Below are 2745 nucleotides of genomic sequence, written 5' to 3'. Positions count from 1 at the left end.
AGGCTTCGCGTCCGCGAAGCCTTTTTCATCCAAAGAGGGCTTTGGGATAAGATAAGGTATGAGCTTAAGAATGAGAAAACACATAATGAGTGGACTGGCAAGAAGAGAGCGCAGCCATTTTTTAAAGAACCCGATTGATTTTAGGAATAACAGGGAGGATGGAGTTCATGAAGCTGGGACTGAAACAGGACGAAGTTAGAGTAGTGGAATACACACAGGAGTGGAACGAAGAATTTATTCGCGTGAAAAATGAGCTGGTTGAAAACACGAACCTCGCTGAAAACCGCATTGAACATATCGGCAGCACAGCGATCAAGGGGATGAGCGCGAAGCCGATTCTCGATATTGCCGTGGGAGTCGACGATTTGGGTCAGGTGGATAAGGAATTGCTGCAGGCCTTCCAAAAAGCAGGATTTCTGCGTTTGAAAGTGGAGCGGCCGGGGGAAATTGTCCTGGCGAAATTTACGGATGACACGTATCAGGAGAAGACCCATTTTATCCATTTGGTCGAATACCGGAAAGAGGTGTGGGACAAGCTGATTTTTTTCAGGGATTACTTGAATGCGGATGAAGCGGCGAGAACACAGTATCTGGCGATTAAGGTGGCATATTTGGAATCGGCCTCTACCGGCATCAATGCTTACACGGATTCGAAAGAAGCATTCGTCCGGGACATCGATTCAAAGAGATTTTCATCTTAAATAAAGAATGGAATTCCAGTCTGATTGAAGGAGGGATTAACGTGAAAAGAACTTTGGTAATCAGTGATATTCACGGAGAGCTTGAACTTTTTGAGGAATTGCTGCGGGAAGCGGGATATAACGCAAATGAAGATCAGCTGATTCTGCTGGGGGATTACGTGGACCGCGGCCCGGATTCAAAAGGCGTGCTGGAGCGGGTCATCGAATTGAAAAAGCATGGCGCCATCGTGTTGCGGGGAAATCACGACAATATGATGCTGGCAGCGGTGAACGATGAACCTGGCGCGAAGGAAAGATGGGCAAGAAACGGCGCAATTCCTACATTAAAAAGCTATGATCCAGGGATTGCAGGTATGGCGTTTCCTGATTCGGACGTCTTTCGGGATCAAGTCGAATTTATTCGGCAAATGGATTATTTCCATGAAACGGATGACTACATTTTTGTACACGCGGGTGTCCAGCCTGGTACGCCGGTGGAGCAGACGGACCCTTATACGCTGATGTGGATCCGCGAGGAATTCTATGAAGCTTATTCGGGCGACAAAACGGTCGTCTTTGGCCACACGCCCGCGTTTCTGCTGCGCGGAACGGACAATCATGCTATCTTTTTTGGTGACAATAACATCATCGGCATTGACGGCGGCGCGGCTTACGGCGGTCAGCTGAATTGTTTGGAGTTGCCGGGCAGGAAGAGTTATTTTGTGAAGAAAAGGTAAGCAGCAATCAAATCCTACGAACCAATCAGAAAGAGGGAAACTATGGAGTTCTATAAATTCAATAAAAACAGCGGCAAAAAAGTTTCAAAATTCGATTCTGATTTTATTATGTCCCGCATTATTCAAACGGACAAACCGACGCATATTGGCTGTATGCATTTAGAAGAAAACGGTGTAGTAGGGTACCATCAGGCGGTAACACCTCAGCTCCTGTTAGTCTTAAACGGTGAAGGATCTGTCCGTGGTGAAATAGATCAGTATTTTTACGTCGGGGCTGGCGATGCAGTGTTTTGGAAAAAAGGCGAATGGCACGAAACCAGGACGGAAAACGGAATGACTGCAATTGTCATTGAAAGTGAAGAATTGAACCCGGCCGCATTTATGCGGAGTCAATAGATGCTGCACTACTCATGAATAAGTGAAGTGAGTAGTGAAGGTGGGCATTATTTTGGCCGAAAAACGGCTGAGTGATCATAGAAAATGGAATTTCGCTCATAGAATCTGATAAGTGATCATAGAATCCAATGAGTGCTCATAGAGCCCAAAAAACCGCTCATAGACTTTCAACACTGCTGAAGCGGGCCCCTTTCCTGCTCCAATTCACCTGTTTTACTGCCGGCATTACTGTCTAATGGAAGAAAGGTCTTTTTTCACCATCACGCATTTACATAATCGATAACTTCCGGCAAATAAGCTTCAAGAGGCTGGCTGGTATTGACAGTCAGGATTTCATGCCCGACAGGCTTTTTGCTGTTAGCGATTGTGTATGTGAAAGCCTCCGGCGAAGGAGCTGCGGAAATCTGGCTAAGCATTCTCTCACGTTGCTGCAGTCTTCGGTTGATTTCGTCCCGATCATCGAGATAACACTCGACATACTTGTACGTAGCGCAGAATTTTTCGCATAAAGCAATTCCTTTTTCAATAAGTTCCTCATACAGGCAGGGGCTGTCCAAAATGACATTCATTCCTTGGGAGAGGTGGAATTCCACAAGTGACCAGTCGATATTGTAGGCTATTTTGCCGGCAAGCTTTGGATCGATGGGAGTTTCTTCGATTGATTTCATCAAAGAAGACTTAACGACATCATGATCCACGATAACTGCCCAGCATTGTTTGGCAATTTCTCGGGAAAGCGCTGATTTTCCGGACCCTGGAAAGCCGGACATTTGAATAAAGAACATGGGATGACCTCGTTTCTGATGTATTAGTATTAATAATACTTAATGCGAAGAAAAGTTACTATATAAATACTAGGCAGGCGTGAGGAGGTTCCACTCACAGGGAAAACCAACTTGTCGAGCATAAAACAGCTTTTGCCGATCATAAAA

The 2745-nt window shown here is 45.6% G+C and carries 4 protein-coding genes; 3 read left to right on the top strand and 1 reads right to left on the bottom strand.

Annotation, left to right across the window (positions count from 1 at the left end; genetic code table 11):
• The first annotated feature begins 167 nt into the window (after positions 1–167).
• The 3 genes from KW93_RS00615 to KW93_RS00605 are packed head-to-tail and all read left to right on the top strand — an operon-like array spanning position 168 to position 1813.
• Positions 168–701 (top strand): GrpB family protein, encoded by a 534-nt coding sequence (locus tag KW93_RS00615; protein ID WP_033541013.1) that lies wholly within the window; start codon positions 168–170, stop codon positions 699–701.
• A gap of 41 nt (positions 702–742) precedes the next feature.
• Positions 743–1417: a metallophosphoesterase family protein gene (locus KW93_RS00610; RefSeq protein ID WP_033541012.1), complete on the top strand. Its 675-nt coding sequence runs from the start codon at positions 743–745 to the stop codon at positions 1415–1417.
• A 42-nt stretch (positions 1418–1459) separates the two neighbouring features.
• The gene (locus KW93_RS00605) at positions 1460–1813 is read left to right on the top strand and encodes a cupin (protein WP_033541011.1); all 354 of its coding nucleotides are present in this window, start codon (positions 1460–1462) and stop codon (positions 1811–1813) included.
• A gap of 260 nt (positions 1814–2073) precedes the next feature.
• Here the strand turns inward: KW93_RS00605 and KW93_RS00600 are convergent, their stop codons facing one another.
• Positions 2074–2598: an AAA family ATPase gene (locus tag KW93_RS00600; RefSeq protein ID WP_033541010.1), complete on the bottom strand. Its 525-nt coding sequence runs from the start codon at positions 2596–2598 to the stop codon at positions 2074–2076.
• Positions 2599–2745: the final 147 nt, after the last annotated feature.

Source organism: Planococcus sp. CAU13 (assembly GCF_000775575.1).
Classification (GTDB): Bacteria; Bacillota; Bacilli; order Bacillales_A; family Planococcaceae; genus Planococcus.
Note: the sequence above shows the minus strand (reverse complement) of the source record. Positions and strands in the feature narration are given on the sequence as shown.